The 18,793-nt window shown below is 73.1% G+C and carries 13 protein-coding genes, 1 pseudogene and 1 riboswitch; of the genes and pseudogenes, 8 read left to right on the top strand and 6 right to left on the bottom strand.

Features of this window, described 5'->3' with window-relative positions; genetic code table 11:
* Positions 1–93: 93 nt before the first annotated feature.
* Positions 94–237, top strand: a riboswitch (cobalamin riboswitch).
* 99 nt (positions 238–336) lie between these two features.
* The 5 genes from ACFY9I_RS25355 (at position 337) to ACFY9I_RS25375 (ending at position 7,635) form a co-directional block, all read left to right on the top strand.
* Positions 337–1,344, top strand: coding sequence for a cobalamin biosynthesis protein (locus ACFY9I_RS25355; RefSeq protein WP_391005315.1), 1,008 nt, complete (start codon positions 337–339; stop codon positions 1,342–1,344).
* 62 nt (positions 1,345–1,406) lie between these two features.
* Positions 1,407–2,939: a cobyric acid synthase gene (locus ACFY9I_RS25360; protein WP_391005610.1), complete on the top strand. Its 1,533-nt coding sequence runs from the start codon at positions 1,407–1,409 to the stop codon at positions 2,937–2,939.
* Between the two features lie 406 nt (positions 2,940–3,345).
* Positions 3,346–5,373 carry a putative cobaltochelatase gene (locus ACFY9I_RS25365; protein WP_391005317.1) on the top strand — a complete coding sequence of 676 codons (2,028 nt, stop codon included), beginning with the start codon at positions 3,346–3,348 and terminating at the stop codon, positions 5,371–5,373.
* On the top strand, positions 5,373–5,981 hold the full coding sequence (gene cobO / locus ACFY9I_RS25370; protein ID WP_391005319.1) for a cob(I)yrinic acid a,c-diamide adenosyltransferase: 609 nt from the start codon (positions 5,373–5,375) through the stop codon (positions 5,979–5,981). The genes ACFY9I_RS25365 and cobO overlap by 1 nt, the downstream gene beginning before the upstream one ends.
* Before the next feature lie 94 nt (positions 5,982–6,075).
* A complete protein-coding gene (locus tag ACFY9I_RS25375; protein ID WP_391005612.1) occupies positions 6,076–7,635 on the top strand; it encodes a cobyrinate a,c-diamide synthase in 1,560 nt (519 codons plus the stop codon).
* A gap of 80 nt (positions 7,636–7,715) precedes the next feature.
* Here the strand turns inward: ACFY9I_RS25375 and ACFY9I_RS25380 are convergent, their stop codons facing one another.
* Positions 7,716–8,444: a ZIP family metal transporter gene (locus ACFY9I_RS25380; protein WP_391005321.1), complete on the bottom strand. Its 729-nt coding sequence runs from the start codon at positions 8,442–8,444 to the stop codon at positions 7,716–7,718.
* A gap of 280 nt (positions 8,445–8,724) precedes the next feature.
* Between ACFY9I_RS25380 and ACFY9I_RS25385 the strand changes: the two are divergent.
* The 3 genes and pseudogenes from ACFY9I_RS25385 to cobC all read left to right on the top strand — a co-directional run.
* Positions 8,725–9,460 (top strand): annotated as a pseudogene (locus ACFY9I_RS25385) (cobalamin biosynthesis protein); the annotation flags it as partial.
* A gap of 246 nt (positions 9,461–9,706) precedes the next feature.
* Positions 9,707–10,642 (top strand): CbiX/SirB N-terminal domain-containing protein, encoded by a 936-nt coding sequence (locus tag ACFY9I_RS25390; protein ID WP_391005323.1) that lies wholly within the window; start codon positions 9,707–9,709, stop codon positions 10,640–10,642.
* Positions 10,632–11,708, top strand: a complete 1,077-nt coding sequence (gene cobC / locus ACFY9I_RS25395) for an Rv2231c family pyridoxal phosphate-dependent protein CobC (protein WP_391005325.1) — start codon at positions 10,632–10,634, stop codon at positions 11,706–11,708. Before ACFY9I_RS25390 ends, cobC begins: the two co-directional genes overlap by 11 nt.
* Before the next feature lie 110 nt (positions 11,709–11,818).
* Here the strand turns inward: cobC and ACFY9I_RS25400 are convergent, their stop codons facing one another.
* The 5 genes from ACFY9I_RS25400 to ACFY9I_RS25420 form a co-directional block, all read right to left on the bottom strand.
* The gene (locus ACFY9I_RS25400; protein ID WP_391005327.1) at positions 11,819–13,717 is read right to left on the bottom strand and encodes a DUF2264 domain-containing protein; all 1,899 of its coding nucleotides are present in this window, start codon (positions 13,715–13,717) and stop codon (positions 11,819–11,821) included.
* 102 nt (positions 13,718–13,819) lie between these two features.
* Positions 13,820–14,935 (bottom strand): substrate-binding domain-containing protein, encoded by a 1,116-nt coding sequence (locus ACFY9I_RS25405; RefSeq protein ID WP_391005329.1) that lies wholly within the window; start codon positions 14,933–14,935, stop codon positions 13,820–13,822.
* A gap of 107 nt (positions 14,936–15,042) precedes the next feature.
* Positions 15,043–16,692 carry a sugar ABC transporter substrate-binding protein gene (locus ACFY9I_RS25410; protein ID WP_391005331.1) on the bottom strand — a complete coding sequence of 550 codons (1,650 nt, stop codon included), beginning with the start codon at positions 16,690–16,692 and terminating at the stop codon, positions 15,043–15,045.
* A gap of 38 nt (positions 16,693–16,730) precedes the next feature.
* On the bottom strand, positions 16,731–17,663 hold the full coding sequence (locus ACFY9I_RS25415; RefSeq protein WP_391005333.1) for an ABC transporter permease subunit: 933 nt from the start codon (positions 17,661–17,663) through the stop codon (positions 16,731–16,733).
* Positions 17,660–18,514, bottom strand: a complete 855-nt coding sequence (locus tag ACFY9I_RS25420) for an ABC transporter permease subunit (RefSeq protein ID WP_391005335.1) — start codon at positions 18,512–18,514, stop codon at positions 17,660–17,662. Before ACFY9I_RS25420 ends, ACFY9I_RS25415 begins: the two co-directional genes overlap by 4 nt.
* Positions 18,515–18,793 lie beyond the last annotated feature (279 nt).

Consider the following 18,793-nt stretch of genomic DNA (forward strand, 5'->3'; position numbering starts at 1 on the left):
GTGGCTCCTCCTGATCCACACCGTCGTCTGACGACAAGTCAGCGGTGTGGGGCTCAGCACACCGCTGCTGTGCAGGTCAACAGCAAGTTGACTGCTCTCGAAGGGGCGTGGTGGACTGCCGGGGCCATCTACGACGGCAGGAGAGGAAGCCGGTGCGAGTCCGGCGCGGTCCCGCCACTGTCACCGGGGAAGAACCTTCCCGGGAGCCAGGAACTCTCGCCGTCGGTCTCGTCGAACCAGGGCGTGGACACCCTGAGTGAGGACATATCGCCATGCGCGGCCGCCCGTCGAGTCTTGCCCTCCGGTCCCTGCCCGACCCTGTGATCGGCTGAGCCGATGCGTGCCGATCGCGTTTTCGCGTACGGCGCCACCGCCGGCCTCCTCGGTGACCTGCTGCTCGGTGATCCTCGCCGGGGGCATCCGGTCGCCTTGTTCGGGCGGGCGGCCGGGGCCGTGGAGCGGGTGCTGTGGCGGGACCACCGGGGGTGGGGCGCACTGCACACCGCCGTGTGCGCGGGTGGTGCCGTGGCGCTCGGGGCCGTGGCCTCGTCCGTCGTACGGCCCTCGCGTGCGGCCTCTGTCGCGTTGACCGCCGCCGCCACCTGGGCCGTCGTCGGGGGGACTTCACTCGGGCGCGAGGCTCGGGCCGTGGGGCGGTTCCTGGAGGCCGGGGACATCGAGGGGGCACGGGCCCGGCTGCCTCATCTGTGTGGGCGTGATCCCCAGGCACTCGACAGGGACGGGATCGCACGGGCCGTGGTCGAGTCCGTCGCCGAGAACACGTCGGACGCGGTGGTGGGAGCGCTCGTGTGGGGGGCCGTGGGCGGAGTGCCCGGGCTGGTGGGGTTCCGGGCCGTCAACACGCTGGACGCCATGGTGGGACACAGGTCGCGGCGGTATCGCCGCTACGGGTGGGCCTCGGCGCGGCTGGACGACGTGGCGGGGTGGCCGGGGGCTCGGCTGACGGCGGTGCTGGCGGCTGCCGCCGGCCGGAACGCTCGGGGGGCCGTGCGGGCCTGGCGGGCCGATGCGGGGAAGCATCCCAGTCCCAACGCGGGAGTGGTGGAGGCGTCGTTCGCGGGGGCGCTCGGAGTGCGGTTGGGGGGCACGTTGTCCTATGCGGGGCGGGTGGAGCATCGGCCTGTGCTGAACGGGGAGGGGCGAGCGGTGGTGGTCGCGGACATCGAGCGGGCTGTGCGGTTGTCCCGGCGGGTGAGCTGGCTGGCGTTGGGGGTCGGTGCGGGGGCGTCCGTGTTGCGGGCCAGGGTCGGAGGGCGCCCGGCGCCGGGGGCCGTGCCGGCTCTCCCCCACTCGCGCGTCCAGCGGTCGGAGCGGCATTCGTGAGCGGTGGGGAAGGAAGCCTCGTGAGCGGTGGGGGAGGAAGCCTCGTGCGTGGTGGTCGGGCCCTGGGCGGTGGGTTGCTCGTCGCCGGGACCACCTCCGACGCCGGGAAGAGTGTCGTGACCGCCGGGATCTGCCGGTGGTTGGTGCGGCAGGGTGTGAAGGTCGCGCCGTTCAAGGCGCAGAACATGTCGCTGAACTCGTTCGTGACGAGTGAGGGCGCCGAGATCGGGCGGGCCCAGGCCATGCAGGCCCAGGCCTGTCGGGTCGAGCCGAGCGCGCTCATGAACCCGGTGCTGCTCAAACCCGGTGGGGAGCGCAGCAGTCAGGTGGTGCTGCTGGGGAAGCCCGTGGGGGAGATGAGCGCGCGGGGGTATCACGGAGGGCGGCAGCAGAAGCTTCTCGGGACCGTGCTCGACTGCCTCGCGGAGTTGCGGGGCACGTATGACGCGGTGATCTGTGAGGGGGCCGGCAGTCCTGCCGAGATCAATCTTCGGCGGACCGACATCGTCAACATGGGAATCGCCCGCAACGCCCAGCTTCCCGTGCTCGTCGTCGGGGACATCGACCGAGGGGGCGTCTTCGCGTCGTTCTTCGGGACGGTCGCGCTGCTCTCCGCCGAGGATCAGGCACAGGTCGCCGGATTCCTCGTCAACAAGTTCCGTGGGGACGTCTCCCTGCTGGAGCCGGGGCTCGACATGCTGCACGGGCTCACCAGGCGCCACACGTACGGGGTGCTGCCCTTCCGGCACGGGCTCGGGATCGACGAGGAGGACGGACTGCGGGTGTCCCTGCGGGGGACGGTCCGGGAGTCGAACGCCGCGCCGCCCGTCGGGGAGGACGTGCTGCGGGTCGCCGTGTGCGCGGTTCCGCTGATGTCCAACTTCACGGATGTGGACGCGCTCGCCGCCGAGCCGGGTGTCGTCGTGCGGTTCGTGGACCGGGCCGAGGAGTTGGCCGACGCCGACCTCGTCGTCATACCCGGGACCCGGGGCACGGTCCGGGCGCTGGAGTGGCTGCGGGAGCGGGGCCTCGCCGACGCCCTCCTGCGCAGGGCCGCCGAGGGGCGGCCGATCCTCGGCGTCTGCGGTGGGTTCCAGGCCCTCGGCGAGCACATCGAGGACGAGGTCGAGAGCCGGCGCGGGCATGTCGAGGGGCTCGGAATCCTGCCCGTCCGCGTGCGGTTCGCGCGGGAGAAGACGCTCACCCGGCCCGTCGGGGAAGCCCTCGGGGAACGGGTCGAGGGGTACGAAATCCATCACGGGGTCGCCGAAGTCGTCGGCGGTGAAGCGTTCATCTCCGATGACGACGGACACAGCCTGGACGGGTGCCGCGTCGGGCAGACCTGGGGTACGCACTGGCACGGGTCGTTGGAGTCGGACGGGTTCCGGCGGGCGTTTCTGCGGGAGGTGGCGGCCGCCGCCGGGCGCCGTTTCGTGCCGGCGGCCGACACCTCGTTCGCGGCGCTGCGCGAGGAGCAGTTGGACCGGCTCGGCGATCTGATCGAGGAACACGCGGACACCGACGCGCTCTGGCGGCTCATCGAGTCGGGCGCGCCGGCGGGACTGCCCTTCGTTCCACCGGGAGCGCCCGCATGAGCCGGGTGCCGCCGTCGGCCACAGCCGACACGGATCCGCCGTCGGCCAGGGCCGCTTGTGGCGCCTCGTACCGGCGCGGGGATCCGACCCGGGTGGATGTCGAGCGGGAGCCGCCCGGTCCGACCGAGGGCGCGGACGGCGCCGTCGGACGGCTGCCGGGTGGCGTGCGGGCCCGCGAGGACGGGCGCGCGCGGTCGAAGACCCGGGGCGTGCCCACGGTCCCGCTGGGGGACGAGGCCGAGAGACCACGACGCCTCGACCACCGCACCGGCGGGCAGGGACGACTCGGCCGGCGACTCCGCCTCCGGCGTCCCGGGCTCCACGAGACCCTCGCGAGGGCGGACGCTCCAGTCGCCCCACACGCCCCACATGCCCCACACGACGCACACGAAGGAGTGATCGCCGCATGACCACCCCGTTTCCGTTCACGGCCGTCGTCGGTCAGGACGACCTGCGGCTGGCGCTGTTGCTGAACGCGGTGTCGCCCGCGGTCGGCGGGGTGTTGGTGCGCGGTGAGAAGGGGACCGCGAAGAGCACCGCCGTGCGTGCGCTGTCGGCGCTGCTGCCGGAGGTGGAGGTCGTCGTCGGATGCCGTTTCTCGTGCGACCCGGCGAAGCCCGATCCGGCGTGCCCGGACGGGCCGCACGAGCCGGCGTTCGAGACGCGTGCGTCACGCATGGTCGAGCTGCCCGTCGGCGCCTCCGAGGACCGACTCGTCGGCGCGCTCGACATCGAGCGGGCACTCTCGGAGGGCGTGAAGGCGTTCGAGCCGGGCCTGCTCGCGGACGCGCACCGGGGAATCCTCTACGTCGACGAGGTGAACCTGCTCCACGACCACCTCGTCGACCTGCTGCTGGACGCGGCCGCGATGGGTGCCTCGTATGTCGAGCGTGAGGGCGTCTCCGTACGGCATGCCTCGCGGTTCCTGCTCGTCGGGACGATGAACCCGGAGGAGGGCGAGCTGCGGCCGCAGCTCCTCGACCGGTTCGGGCTGACCGTCGAGGTCGCGGCCTCGCGGGAGCCGGACCAGCGGGTGGAGGTCGTACGGCGGCGCCTCGCCCACGACGACGACCCGGCCGGGTTCGCGGCGCGCTGGGCCGACGAGGAGGCCGCCGTACGGGCCCGGATCGTGGCGGCGCGGGAGCTGCTGCCGTCGGTGGAGCTCGGTGACGCGGCGCTGCGGCAGATCGCGGCGACCTGTGCGGCCTTCGAGGTGGACGGGATGCGGGCCGACATCGTGATGGCCCGGACGGCGACCGCGCTGGCCGCGTGGGCCGGACGGACCGAGGTGCTCGCGGAGGACGTGCGCCGGGCGGCGCTGCTGGCGCTGCCGCACCGACGGCGGCGCAACCCGTTCGACGCCCCGGGGCTGGACGAGGACAAGCTCGACGAGACGCTGGAGGAGTTCGGGCCGCCGTCGCAGGACTCCGGGGACGAGGACCCCGATCCGGGTCCGGACGGACCCGGCGGTGGCGGGCAGCCGCCCTCGTCCGAGCCCGACGGGCCGCAGGGCGGTGACACGGGCGCACGGTCCGAGGGCGGGGAGGGCGGGGAGCCGCAGACCTCCGGCGCCGGGGCCGGCGAGCAGTCCGCCGTACGGGCCGCCGAGCCCTTTCGTACGAAGGTGCTGAGTGTGCCGGGACTCGGTGAGGGCGCTGCCGGGCGGCGGTCCCGGGCACGGACCGAGCACGGGCGCACCACCGGGGCGCGCAGGCCGCGCGGCACGCTGACGAAGCTTCACCTGGCCGCGACCGTCCAGGCCGCCGCGCCGCACCAGCGGACGCGGGGGCGGTCCGGGCCGGGTCTGGTCGTGCGCCGTGACGATCTGCGGCAGGCGACGCGGGAGGGGCGCGAGGGCAACCTCGTGCTGTTCGTGGTCGACGCCTCCGGGTCGATGGCGGCCCGGCAGCGGATGAGCGCCGTGAAGGGGGCCGTGCTGTCCCTGCTGCTCGACGCCTACCAGCGGCGGGACAAGGTGGGGCTGGTGACCTTCCGGGGATCGGCCGCCGAGCTGGCCTTGCCGCCGACCTCGTCCGTGGACGCGGCGGCGGCCCGGCTGGAGTCGCTGCCGACGGGTGGGCGGACGCCGCTGGCCGCCGGGCTGCTGCGCGCCCATGAGGTGCTGCGGGTGGAGCGGCTACGGGACCCCGCGCGGCGGCCACTGGTCGTGGTGGTGACCGACGGGCGGGCCACGGGTGGCCCCGAACCGGTCGCGCTCGCCGGGCGGGCGGCCGGACTGTTCTCGGCCGAGGGCGTCGCCTCCGTGGTCGTGGACTGTGAGTCGGGCCATGTCCGGCTGGGGCTGGCCGGGCGGCTCGCGGGTGAACTGGGCGGTACGGCGGTGACGTTGGACGAGCTTCGGGCGGACTCCATCGCCGGGCTGGTACGGGATGTGCAGGGGGCTTCGCCCAAGACTTCCAGGAGGGTCGCGTAATGCCGCAGGGACAACCGAGTGTGGTGCCGGACGACGGACTGACGACTCGTCAGCGCCGTAATCGGCCGCTGGTGATGGTGCACACGGGGGTGGGCAAGGGCAAGTCCACCGCCGCGTTCGGCATGGCGCTGCGCGCCTGGAACCAGGGGTGGCCGATCGGGGTGTTCCAGTTCGTCAAGTCGGCGAAGTGGAAGGTCGGCGAGGAGAACGCGCTGCGGGTGCTCGGGGCGTCCGGTGAGGGCGGGTCCGTGGACTGGCACAAGATGGGCGAGGGCTGGTCGTGGGTGCAGCGCGGCATCCAGGGTGACAACTCGACCAACGAGGAGAAGGCCCGGGAAGGCTGGGAGCAGGTCAAGCGGGACCTGGCCGCCGAGACGTACAAGCTGTACGTCCTCGACGAGTTCGCGTACCCCCTGCACTGGGGGTGGGTCGACACCGACGAGGTCGTGGAAGTGCTGAGGAATCGGCCGGGCACCCAGCATGTGGTCGTCACCGGGCGGAACGCGCCCGGGAAGCTCGTCGACTTCGCGGACCTCGTGACCGACATGTCCAAGGTCAAGCACCCGATGGACGCGGGCCAGAAGGGCCAACGGGGCATCGAGTGGTGATGTCGTGACCTCCTTCCCGTCCTCCTCCACGGCCTCCTCCACGGCCTCCTCCCCGTCCCCCTCCCCGGCCTTCGCCGCTTCCTCCGTTCCCCGGCTGGTGGTCGCCGCGCCCTCCTCGGGCAGCGGCAAGACGACCGTGGCCACGGGGTTGATGGCCGCGCTCACCGAGCGGGGGTTCGTCGTGTCCCCGCACAAGGTGGGGCCGGACTACATCGACCCCGGGTACCACGCGCTCGCCAGTGGGCGGGTGGGGCGCAACCTCGACGCGTATCTGTGCGGGCCGGAGTTGGTCGCGCCGCTGTTCGCCCATGGGGCGCGCGGGTGTGACATCGCCGTCGTCGAGGGTGTGATGGGGATGTACGACGGGGCCGCGGGCGAAGGGGAGTTGGCGTCCACCGCGCATGTGGCGAAGCTGCTGCGGGCGCCGGTGGTGCTCGTGGTGGACGCGTCGTCGCAGTCGCGGTCCGTGGCGGCGCTGGTGCACGGGTTCGTGTCCTGGGATCCCGAGGTGCGGGTCGGGGGTGTGATCCTCAACAAGGTCGCGTCGGACCGGCACGAGGAGTTGTTGCGGGAGGCGATGGAGTCGGCGGGGGTGCCGGTGCTGGGGGTCCTGCGGAGGGCTCCGCAGGTGGACACGCCGTCCAGGCATCTGGGGCTGGTGCCGGTCGCCGAGCGGCGGGCGGCGGCGGTGGAGGCGGTTGCCGCGATGGCCGCGCAGGTGCGGGCGGGGTGTGATCTGGAGGGGCTGGTCGCGCTGGCGCGGAGTGCGGGGGCGTTGTCGGGAGTGGCCTGGGACGCGGCTGCGGCCCTGGCCTCCTCGCCCCCGCCGCCCCTACCCGTCCCGTCCCCGCGGGCCGCGCCCCCGGACCCCCGCTTTCGGCCAGCGGCCTCGTCCTCGGACAGCGGGCGGGCTGGAGGGTGCGGGACCGCGTCCTCAGACACCCACCATTCGCCTCCGGCCTCGCCCCCGGCCTCGTCCCTCGACACCGGACGGGCCGGAGGAGGCCGGACCGGATCCCCGAGCCACCGCACGGCTGAGGCGCAGGCGCGGCCCACTCGGGTCGCCGTTGCCGGTGGGCCCGCCTTCACCTTCTCCTATGCCGAGCACGGGGAGCTGTTGGCTGCCGCCGGGGCCGAGGTCGTCGTGTTCGACCCGCTTCGGGACGAGGAACTGCCCGAGGGAACTCGGGGGTTGGTGATCGGGGGTGGGTTTCCGGAGGTGTACGCCGCCGAGTTGTCGGCCAATGAGCCGTTGCGGAAGGTCGTCGCGGAGTTCGCGCTGAGCGGGGCTCCGGTGGCCGCCGAGTGTGCGGGGCTGCTGTACCTGTGCCGGGAGCTGGACGGGCGGCCCATGTGCGGGGTGCTCGACGCGACGGCCCGGATGGACGCCCGGCTCACCCTGGGGTATCGGGACGCGGTGGCCGTCGGCGACAGTGTGCTGGCGGTGGCCGGGACACGGATGCGGGGGCACGAGTTCCATCGGACGGTCGTCGAGCCGGGGGCCGGGCCGTCTCCCGCCTGGGGGATACGGACACCTCTGCGCCGGGTCGAGGGCTTTGTGCGGGGCGGTGTGCACGCCAGCTATCTGCACACCCACTGGGCGTCCGAGCCCGGTGTCGCCCGTCGGTTCGTGGAGAGGTGCCGGACGTCGTGAGCGGCAGGCCGATCGGGGCGTACGAGTGCGGGCGGCAGGCGCGGGCGGAAACCGTGTCGACCGGTCCCGGGGGCGTCCTTTCACTCCGCCACCCCCACCACCAGCCAGATGAAGCCGGCTCCGGCGATCGTGCACAGCAGGGTGGAGCGGGCCGGGTGCTCGTGGTGGGCCTCGGGCAGGATCTCGGCGGCGGCGAGGTAGAGCAACGCCCCGCCGAAGAAGCCGAGGTAGCAGCCGAGGGGCCCCTCCGGGATCGTGAACAGCAGGGTCGAGGCGGCTCCCGCCACCGGGGCCGCCGCGTCCGCGAACAGCATCGCGAGCGCGCGGCGGCGGGCGTTGCCGTACACGCTCGTCAGGGTGTACGTGTTGAAGCCGTCCGCGAAGTCATGGGCGATCACCGCGAGCGCGACCGCGATGCCCATGCCCTCGCCGACCTGGAAGGCCGCGCCGATCGCGACGCCGTCCATGGCGCTGTGCCCGACCATCGCGGCGGCGGCCGTCAGACCCACCTGGGGCGTACGGCCGTCGTGCTCCTCGGCGCCGTGCGCGGCCTGCCGTGCCGCCAGCAGGCGTTCCACCAGGTGGGCCAGGAGGAAGCCGGCGACGAACAGCAGCAGTGCGGCGGGGACGCCGAAGACCTCGTCGCCGGCGGCCTCCAGGGCCTCCGGCAGCAGGTCGAGGCCGACCACGCCCAGCATCAGGCCGCCGGCCAGGCCCAGCACGAGGTGACGGCGGTCCGTCACGCGTTGTGCCGTCCAGCCGCCGACCAGCGTCATGAGGAACGCGCCGAGCGCTACGAAGACCGCCATGGTCCCTTGCTACCGGATGGGCCGGGCCTCCTGTCCGCGGCGCGCGAACGTCCCGCTCGGGAGGCCGTTCATCGTCTGCGGGTCCGTCGGCGGCCGGTCGCTCCCCCACTCCCGGCCGAACCGTGTGCGTCACGGCCCGCGCCCCTGGGGCGCGACGCCCCTCGGAAGGGGTCGATCCCCGATGGCCGCTGATACCGGCGAAGTCGCCTTCGCCGGCGCCGGGCCCGGGGCCGCTGATCCGCCGACGGTCTCGGGGACGCGGGCGGTCGGCGAGGCGGATGCGTCCCTCGTCGTGGGGGTGGGCGCCTCCAGGGGCGCGCCGGTGGAGGAGATCCTCGTCCTGATCGAGGGCGCCCTGCGGGACGCCGGCCTCTCCCCCGGTTCCCTCGCCGAACTCGCCACCGTCGACGCCAAGTCCGACGAACCCGGCATCGTGGGGGCGGCCGTGCGTCTCGGTGTCCCCCTGGTCGCCTATTCCGCCGAGGAGTTGGCGGCGGTACGGGTGCCGAACCCCTCCGACGCGCCCCTCGCGGCCCTGGGCACCCCCTCCGTCGCCGAAGCGGCCGCCCTCGCGGGCGGCGGTGCCCTTCTCGTCCCCAAGCGGAAGTCGGAGCGGTCGGACGGGCGACCGGCGATGGCGACGTGCGCGGTCGCGCGGCGGGCGGGGCGGGGGCGGCCCGCGGTGCTCGGGAAGGCCATGGCGTCGGCCACGTCTATGTCGTCGGAGGCCTCCGACGACATAGACGTGGCCGGTGCGCCCGGTGCGCCTGGTGCGCCCGGTGCGCCCCGTGTCACGGCCGCGTCGGCCGCCGTCGTGGTCCTCGGGGCGTCACTCGGGCGCGACCGGGTACGGAACGCCTCACGGCCGGGCGGGTCGGGCCGGCTGACGCCCCTGGCCTCGGCGGGCCCGGCGACGGTCGGCATGAGGACCGCCGTGAGCGTCGGCGGGCACGGCGGCACGTGGGACCGCTGGGCGCGTGGCGACGCGGCCACCCACGGGACCGCCGCACCCATGACAACCCAGCCACCCACGGGACCGCCGCACCACATGACAACCCGGCGGCCTGTGGGACCGCGAGGCGCGTGGTGACGCGGCGCGGCCGCCGTCGGCAGGAGACGCGGAAGGGTCCTGTGGACATCCGGTGAACCATGTGGCCCTCCCACGCACCTGTGGTGCCGACCGGGGAGGATGGGGACTCGCCGGCCGCAGCTCCGCCCGGCGTCCTGCCGCAGCCCTTTGTTCCGTGATCCGAGGAGACATCGTGACCACCCCGCCGCCCGCCCTGCTCATCGCCGGTCATGGCACCCGGGACGACGTCGGGGCCGAGGCGTTCCGCGATTTCGTGCGGGAGCTGGGGCGCCGCGACCCCGAGCTGCCCGTCGCGGGCGGCTTCGTCGAGCTGTCCCCGCCGCCGCTGGGCGAGGCCGTGACCGAACTGGTGGAGCGGGGGGCGCGGCGGTTCGCCGTCGTCCCGCTGACACTGGTGTCCTCCGGGCACGCCGAGGGGGACATCCCGGCGGCTCTGACCCGGGAGAAGGAGCGGCACCCGGGGATCTCGTACACCTGCGCCCGTCCGCTGGGTCCGCACCCCGCGCTGCTGCGTGTGCTGGAGCGGCGCCTGGACGAGGCGTTGGGGGCGACCGGCGGACGTACGCCGAACGACCGTGCCGATGTGACCGTGCTGCTGGTCGGGCGCGGGTCCACCGACCCCGATGCCAACGCCGAGGTACACAGGGCGGCCCGGCTGCTGTGGGAGGGGCGCGGGTACGCGGGCGTGGAGACGGCGTTCGTGTCGCTGGCGGCGCCGGACGTCGCGAGCGGTCTCGACCGGTGTGTGAAGCTGGGTGCCCGACGGATCGTCGTGCTGCCGTACTTCCTGTTCCCCGGCGCCTTGCCGGACCGGGTGCGGATGCAGAGCGAGGGCTGGGCTGCCGCGCGTCCGGAGATCAAGGTACGGTCTGCCGATGTCATCGGACCGGCACCGCAGTTGCTGGATCTGGTGATGGAGCGGTACCGGGAGGCGGTGGCGGGCGATCCGCGCTTGACCGGCGGCTCCTGTGTCTGTCGCGTCGCCCTGCCGGGCTTCGAGGACGGGGTCGGGTCGCCGCGGCAGCCGCACTTCCACCCGGACGACGACGGGCACCATCACGACCACCACCATCACCACGGGGGACACGCGCACTCCCATGCACACTGAACGGGACACCGCGAACGGCCATGACCTGCGGCATCACGGCGATGCCGAGGTACGGGACGACGGGGCGAGGCTCATCGACCTCGCCGTCAACGTCCGGGCCGACACACCGCCCGCCTGGCTGCGGGAGCGGATAGCCGGGTCGCTGTCCGGGCTGGCCGCCTACCCCGACGGCCGGGCCGCACGGGCGGCGGTCGCCGCCCGTCACGGGCTGCCGGTGGACCGCGTTCTGCTCACCGCGGGGGCCGCCGAGGCCTTCGTACTGCTCGCGCGCGCCCTGAAGGTCCGGCAGGCGGTGGTCGTGCACCCGCAGTTCACGGAACCGGAGGCCGCGCTGCGGGACGCCGGGCACACCGTGGAGCGGGTGCTGCTGCGGGAGGCGGACGGCTTCCGGCTGGACCCTGCGGACGTGCCGGAGGACGCCGACCTGGTCGTCGTCGGCAACCCGACCAACCCCACGTCCGTCCTGCACCCGGCGTCGTCCCTGGCTCGACTCGCCCGGCCGGGGCGGACGGTGGTCGTCGACGAGGCGTTCATGGACGCGGTGCCGGGTGAGCGCGAGGCGCTGGCCGGACGGACCGATGTGCCCGGTCTCGTCGTCCTGCGCAGTCTCACCAAGACCTGGGGGCTGGCCGGTCTGCGGATCGGCTATGTCCTCGCCGCCCCCGACACGATCGCCGAGCTGGAACGTGCCCAGCCGCTGTGGCCGGTGTCCACGCCCGCCCTCGCGGCGGCCGAGGCGTGTGTCTCCGAGCGGGCCCTGGCGGAGGCGTCCGCCGCGGCCGGCCGGATCGCCGCCGACCGTGCCCATCTGGTCGCCGGACTGCGCGAGTTCGGTCCCGACGGCCTGGTCGTGGCCGAACCCGCCGAGGGCCCGTTCGTGCTGGTCCGGCTGCCCCGCGCGGCGGCCGTACGACGCCACCTGCGCACCCTCGGCTTCGCCGTGCGACGCGGTGACACCTTCCCCGGGCTGGACGGTGAATGGCTGCGCCTGGCGGTCCGCGACCGCGTCACGGTCAACGGGTTCCTCCAGGCACTTGACCGTGCGATGACGCTGGCGGACCGCTGAGCGAAGGGGGACGGCGGGTGCGGCGCGCAACCAGGCCGGGGAGTCGACGGGTTCCTCGGAGCGCCCCCTTCCGTCACTGCCCCTGAGGGGGCGTCGGCGTCCGTGGCACTTCAGGGTGTTTCCTCGCGCCGCACCCGCTCCCGGGTGCCGTCGGGGAAGCAGATGTCCACAGTCCCGTCGTCATCGATCGTGGCGCTCGCGCCGGCGTGCGAGGCACACGGATCACCGCTGAGCATGACGAGGGTGACCAGGACGGGGGCGGCGCTCCCTTCGAGCACGGGCGTCGCCGAGTGGAGTCCGTATGCGTTGGTGTCGCGAGCGGATACGACGGCGCCGTCCCCACTCCAGCCGTGCAGGCCCACGATCGCGCTGGTCAGGCCGTCCACGCGGCGGGCCAGCGCCCGGGACCCCGGCCCGGACTCCCCCACGGGCGGAGCCGCGTCGTCGGCCACCGCCCAGCCTCCTTCCCGTACAACTGTTCCAGGCGGTGCGTCGAGTCGGTGCACCCGTACCTCCCACGGACCGCGCACCACGCTCACCGTCTCCACACGGTGCCCCAGGGGCTCGTGCCAGGAGGCGGCACGGCGGCCGTCGACGCCGAGCGGGTGGATACGGCCGCGCGGGGAGGGGGTGCCGTCGGGAGCGAGGAGCGCCAGGTGGTTGTCGGGGCCGGCCGGGGTCTCGGGCGCGGTGCCGCTGGAGTAGCCGAACCTGGCGTAGTGCGGGCTGTCCTCGGCCGTGGCGGGCGGCGGCGGCAACCGGTCGCTGCCGTGGTTGACGAGCCGTACGAGTCCGTCGGCGGCGGTGGAGTGCAGCAGCCAACCGGGGCCGGGCAGGGCCAGTACGGTGTCGGCCGTGTCGATGGGCGCGGGCTCCTCCGGCGCGGTCCACACGGGGTGGCTCTCGGGCAGGAGAAGCCCGAGGAAGGCCTTGCTCGCCCAGTAGGGGGACGCGGGGCCCGAGTAGCGCTGGGTGACGGGGAGGAAGGGCCGGTACCAGCCCAGGGTGAGCAGGCCCCGCTCGTCGGGAACGCCCCGCCTGGCGAAGTGCCGCACCGCACCGGAGGCGAGCCGGCGGGTGCGGCCCGGCGGCAGCGGCGTGGCGTCGGCGAGGGCACCCGCCCACAGCGGGGCGGTGGTCGCGAAACGGTAGGTGAGCGACCGTCCTTGGTGCACCGGTGCCCCGTCGGCGCCGAAGAAGTGCTGGTGGACGGAGAGGAACTCGCGCAGCCGCGACCGGTGCCTGGCCACCAGATCCGTATCCGCCCTCGGTCCCGCGATCCGCGCCCACAGCACCGGATACAGATGCAGCGCCCAGCCGTTGTAGTAGTCGAACTTCCGCCCGTCGCCGTCGGTGTACCAGCCGCCGCCCCGGTACCAGTCCTCCAGCCGCGCGAGCCCCGCGTCGATCTCCGCGCGGCGGTGCGGGGCGCCGACCGACGCCAGGAACTCCTCCGCGATCACCTGGAAGAGCCGCCAGTTGGAGTCGTTGACTTCCGCCCCGACGAAGCCGCCCAGCCAGGTGGTCACACGGTCGCGTACGGCGTCGTTCAGGTGGACCCACAGCCAGGGACGGGTCTCGTGCAGCGCGATCGCCACGGACGCGGCCTCCACCATGGGCTGTGCCCGGTCGGTGACGGGCGGCCAGCGTTCCTCGCCGTACGGATCGGTCCCGGCGGCGAGCCCGGCCGCGTACCGCTCGATCAGGGCCGGCCCGACCCGCCCGCCCGACCCCGCGATACGAAAGGCGGCCAGCAGGAACGACCGGGCGAACCCTTCGAGGCCGTCCGACCATTCGCCGGAGTGGCTGGCCCGACCGGGCAGTCTGTACTGGGCGAACCCTGGGGAGGCGTACGGCGACAGCCCGTCGAGCAGCCGATCGGCAACGGCTTCCCAGTGTGCGCGGGTCCAGCCGGTGAGGGGCGAGAGGGAGTGGTCGGGCGGGGGCAGATCGGGGAGGTTCGGCAGGAAGGTCGCGTCATCGGGGAGCGACACGTGGGGCGCGGTCATACGGGGGTGGGTCCTCCGTCCGGTTGTGGTCAAGGGCAGGACCGCGCCCCCGGCGGGGGCGCGGGGAACCGCGCGACCGGCCACCGATCACCTGCGGCTGCCCTACGGCCCTGCCGGCAGAGCGCCTGGTGGGGCGACGCTGCGGCGCACCACGATGTGCGTGCCCAACAGGTGGTGGCTCCCCGCGGCATGCTCCGGGTCGCGCAACGCCATCCGTACGGCCGCCCGCCCGAGCTCTTCTGCCGGCGTGTGAACCGTGGTCAGCGGCGGGTTGAAGTCCTCGGCCAGGGGGATGTCGTTGTATCCGACGACCGACACGTCCTCGGGGACACGCAACCCCGCGTCGGCGATCGCGCGGAGCGCCCCCGCCGCGACCATGTCGTCCCCCGCGAACACGGCCGTGAACTCCCGGGTCCGCTCGAGCAGTTCGGTCATCGCACGCAGCCCGGCAGGGCGGCCGAGCCCGCAGTCGACGACGTGCGCGGCCTCGGGCGGCAGCCCATGCTCGGCCAGCGCGGCCCGGTACCCCGCGACGCGGGCGTCGAGCGCGGTGTTGCCGGGCAACCCGCCGAGGAAGACGATGCGGCGGTGCCCGACGGACAGCAGATGCCCGGTGATGGCGCGGGCCCCGGCCTCGTTGTCGAACTCGACGACGAGTGCGGGCACCCCGGGGCCCGGAGACGGCCGGCCGCACAGCACCAGCCGGGCGCCGGACGAGTCCAGGGCATGCGCGTAGTGGGCGACCCGCTCCCGGTACGCGTCGTCCTCGACGACCCCTCCGACCAGGATCACCAGGCGTGCGCCCTCCTCCCGCATCAGCCGCACGAAGTCCATCTCCCGCTGGGGATCACCGCCGGTGGCGCCGACCACGCAGAGCCAGCCCCGGTCGGCGGCCTCCGCCTCCACGCCCTCGGCGACCTGGGCGTAGAAGGGGCTGGTGACCTGGCGGACGACGACGGCGGCCATCTTGCGGCCGCCGCCGACCAGAGCGCGGGCGTGCGCGTTGGCGACGTAGTCGAGGTCGCGGGCGGCGCGCAGGACGCGGGCCCTGGTGGCGGCGGGCACCGGATGGTTCCCGCTGAGCGCGCGGGAGGCCGTGGCCATCGACACCCCGGCCCGCTCGGCCACCTCCCGGATCGTGACCCGCCCCTTGGCAGCCGCCCCCTTGGACCCCGCCCCTGTGGACCCCGTCCCCTTGGACGCCATCTCGCTCCCCATCCCCCGCGTCTCCTTCTCCACCGTGCCCGTGCGGGCACCGACCCGTGCGCTGCCGCGCGGACGTCCGTCGACAGGCCGGCCGCGAGCCTCCGCCCGGCCCGGCGGCCTCACCTGTTGGCCGCGTAGTCCTTCGCGAACTCGTCGGCCATTCTGTCGCCGCCCCGCTGCCGCCACTTCTTCACGGTCGCGTCCCACTCGGAGAGCGGGAGCCGCCCGGCGACGATGCCGGTGACCGTGTCGTCGACGAGGGCCTTCAGGGTGGCGCCCCGGGCGTTCTTCGTGGCGGACTGAAGCCCGAAGGAGGCGTTGCGGACGGCGTGCGGCACGACCTCGCGCTGCCAGGCGTGCAGGGCCCGTACGGCGTCCGGCATGCCCGGCACGAACAGCACCTGCGGACCCTCGGCGAGGTACTTCCACGGCAGATTGGTGTTGTTCTCGACCTCGCCCAGCTTGGTGGCCTGCGGGGAGCCGTCCGCGCCCCGGGTGAAGTGGATGCCCTCCACGCCGTGGTGGACGAGTTCCCACTCCTGGCTGCCGAAGGGGGCGGCAAGGTAGTCGAGGATGCGCAGCAGCAGTTCGATCCGTTCCTTCTTCGCCTTCTTCAGCACGGTGTGGCCGAAGGAGCGCCGGGCAGCGACGATTCCGCCGGGCTCGCCGCCGACGCTGTACGGCAGGGCCGCCGCAGGGGTCAACTTGCCTTTGCTCTCTCGGTACTTGGGGAGGTACGCGCCGAAGCCGTCCTGCATGGAGCCGACCGTGCCGTTGTAGTAGAGGGTGGTGAGGTCGATCTGGGAGACGGAGGTCGCGTCGGGGTGGTACGAGCCGTCCTTGCGCAGTCGTGCCTGGAAGGCGATGGCCGCCTTGAAGCGCTCGTCCGCCCAGCCGGGTTCGAAGGTGCCGTCCCCGGTGACGGCCCACTCCAGGGGCGCGTTGTGCGCGGCCGCGTGGACGGCGTTGCCGAAGAGGGAGCCGGCGGCGGCGCCGAGGGCGTAGGCGCGGCCGGCGGTGGCCTTCCTGGCGACGGCGGCGAAGTCGTCGGCGGTCCAGCCCTCCGTCATGCCCGCGTCGGTGAACATGCCCTGGTTGAGCCAGAGCGTGGAGCCGGGCAGCGGGCGCTCCAGGGGGATGCCGTGGATCCGTCCGCCGATGCGGCCCATGTCGCGCCAGGCGTGAGTGGGAATGTTCGCGAGGTTCGGATAGTCGGCGATCGCGTCCCCGGAGAGGAACGGGGTCAGGTCCTCGGACCGGCGCCGTACGAACTCGGCCTCGCGGGGCAGGACGAAGCCGGAGAAGACGTTCATGATGTCCGGCAGGGTGTCGGCGTCGCCGGCCATGACCGTCGCCATCTTCTTCTGGTAGTCGGCCTGGGAGATGATCGTGTACTCGATCTTCACCCCGAGGGCCTTCTCGACGGCCGCCCAGAACCGGTTCGCGGAGACCGGCTTGGGCGGGGTGCCGAACGACACCGACATGACCTTGACGGTCGAACCGTCACCGGGGGTGCGGGAGACGGACCGGGTCAGGTCGGCGGGGTAGGCGGTGTAGCCGGCCTGGACACCGGCCTCGGTGGGCGCGAGGTCCGGCTCGGGCCCCCGGGCGGGCTTGTGAGTGGGCCAGGGGGCGAGATCCTTGCCGGCGTTGGAGACGTCGCTGTCGCCGGAACTCGTGGAGCAGGCGGTCAGCAGGGCGGGGGCGGAGACGGCGGCGCCGCCGACGGCCATGGAGCGCAGCAGGGTACGACGGGACATGCGGGACATGGGCAGGTCACCTTTCCACACACGGCTGTTGACGGGGCTCAGCTCTTGACGGCGCCGGTGAGCACGCCCTTCGTGAAGTACTTCTGCAGGAACGGGTAGACGAGCAGGATCGGGACGGTGGCGATCACCAGGACCGCCATCTGCACGGTCTGCGGTGCGGTGACGGTGGCCTCGCCGGTCGTCGCGTCCGTGAGGCCGGAGCCGGCCACCACATAGGTGCGCAGGACCTGTTGGAGGGGCCAGTGGTCGCTCTCCAGGTACAGCGAGGCGTAGAACCAGGAGTTCCAGTAGGTGACCGCGTAGAAGAGGCCGACGACGGCGAGCGCGGCCTTCGACAGCGGCAGCACGATCGAGACGAGCACCCGCCAGTCCCCCGCCCCGTCGAGTCGCGCTGCCTCGTACAGCTCCTCGGGGATGCCCTGGAAGAAGCCGCGCAGGACGACCAGGTTGAAGACGTTCACGAGAACCGGCAGGACCAGTGAGGCGTAGCTGTCCAACAGGCCCAGCTCCTTGACCAGCAGGAAGCTGGGGATCATGCCGGGCGGGAAGAGGAACGTGAAGAGGATCAGCAGGAGGACCGGTCTGCCGCCGAGGACTCCGGGGCGGGAGAGCGCATAGGCCAGGGTGACCGTGCAGGCGAGGCTGAGCAGGGTGCCGACGAGGGTGACTCCGGCGCTGACGCCGAGGGCGTGGGTGACGATGCCGCCGTCGAGGATGTCGCGGTACGCGTCGAACGACGGCTCGGTCGGCCACAGCACCCAGCCGCCGCCCGCGACCACCTCGTCCGTCGAGGCCAGGGACGTGGACACGATCACCAGGAACGGTACGCAGACCAGCAGGACGACGGCGACGAGGGCGACGGCCTTGGCGGCCTGGGTGACGGGCTTGGGTTTCTCCAGCCATCCGGGGCGGGCGGACCGGTTCTCCCGGACGCGACGGGCGGGGCGGGTGGATCCGGGGTGGGCGCTCACTTGTAGACCCCCTGTTCGCCGAGGCGGTGGGCGACCTTGTTGGCGGCGTACACGAGCAGCGCGCCGATGACGCCCTTGAACAGGCCCGCCGCGGCGGCGAATCCGTAGTCGCCGCCGACGATGCCCTGGTGGTAGACGAAGGTGTCGATGATCTCGGCGGTCTCGGGGCCGACCGCGTCGCGCTGGAGCAGCATCTGCTCGAAGCCGACGGAGAGGATGTCGCCGAGCCGCATGATCAGCAGCAGCACGATCACCGGGCGGAGGGCGGGCAGGGTGACGTGCCAGAAGCGCCGCCAGGGCCCGGCGCCGTCGATCGCGGCGGCCTCGTACTGCTGCTCGTCGACCTGGGCGAGGGCGGCGAGGAAGATGATCGTGCCCCAGCCGGCGTCCTTCCAGATGACCTGGGCGACGGTGAGCGGCCGGAAGGCGCCGGGGTTGCCGATGATGTCGACGGTGCTCAACCCCATGCCCTGCAGCGAGGAGTTGAGCAGTCCGGTGTCGCCGAGCACCTGCTGGAACAGGGCGACGACGATCACCCAGGAGATGAAGTGCGGCAGGTATGCCACCGACTGCACGAAACGGCGGACGCTGCTCCGGGTGAGGCTGTGCAGCAGCAGGGCGAGGGCGAGCGGTACGGGGAAGTAGAAGACGAGCTGGAGGACCGCGATCCAGAGCGTGTTGAGGACGGCCGCCCAGAACGCCCCGTCGTCGAACATACGCCGGAAGTTGCCGGTGCCGACCCAGGGGCTGCCCCAGACGCCGTCGAACGGGACGTACTCCTTGAACGCGATGAGATTGCCGGCCAGCGCGCCGTAGTGGAACAGGAGGAAGTAGACGAGGCCGGGGAGCATGAGCAGGACGAGGGCAGATGACTGGAAGCGTTTTCGTCTCGGTCGCGCGGCGTCCGCTCGATGGGAAGTAGCGCTGTCCTCCTCTTTACCTACATGTTCCCGCAGTGCTGAGCCCACGGGTCCCCCTCACATCTCGAAATCGGAGTGAGGGGAAGTTAAAACGTTTTCATGAGTCGGTCAACAGTCCTGACACCCAAGGGCAGTTGAGGCGATGACCGGTTCCGGACGTTCCGCTTCTACGGGCTTCACGGCGCCACCCGCACCCCTCCAGAACTCCTC

Source organism: Streptomyces sp. NPDC012510, assembly GCF_042955065.1.
Lineage (GTDB): Bacteria > Actinomycetota > Actinomycetes > Streptomycetales > Streptomycetaceae > Streptomyces.